A 627-nucleotide genomic window follows, 5' to 3' on the forward strand; every position below is an offset into this window, starting at 1 on the left:
CACGGCGAGGAAGTTGCGCAGCCGGTATTTGTCGCGGACATGGCGCTCGTGGCGCCGCAACGCGGCCTTCGAGCGCTCGGGAAGGCTGTCGATCTCGAGCAGCGCCAGATCGGCATCGGCAAGACGCTTCAAATCCTGCGTCCGGTGGCGACCGCTCAGCGAATCGGCGCGCACGATCGCGCCATAGCCGCAGGACTTGATGACCTTGAAGCGAGCGCCGCAGGCGACAGCGCGCGCGTAGAGCTCGTAGTCCTCGCCAAGCCTGAGGTTCTCGTCGTAGCTCAGCCCATGCCGCTCGAGGAAGGCGCGGCTGATCACCGGCTTCAGAAAACCCAGCTCGCCGCGCCGCACACGGCGGCGGGAGATGTTGCCGTCGATGAAGCGCTCGAAATCGAGAAATTCCGGCTCGGCCGCGAAAGGCGGCGCGGCGACCTTGGCGAGGTCGGGCGCGGCATCGTCGCGGATCAGCATGATGTTGTCGGCGGCGAAATCCCAGTCGGCGCTGGCGAAAAGCCGGCGAAAGCGGCCTTCGAGGAAGAAATCGTCGGCGTCGAGAATACTGATGAAAGGCGATCTGGAGGCCCGGATGGCGGCGTTGCGCGCCGCGGAAGGACCGCGATTGACGTC

1 protein-coding gene is annotated in these 627 nt (G+C 66.0%); it reads right to left on the reverse strand.

What is annotated here, in order from left to right:
• Positions 1-627, reverse strand: a 627-nt coding sequence (locus tag EOD07_RS36655) for a glycosyltransferase (protein ID WP_127238523.1), incomplete at both ends; no start/stop codon positions are given.

This window comes from Mesorhizobium sp. M2C.T.Ca.TU.002.02.1.1, assembly GCF_003997225.1.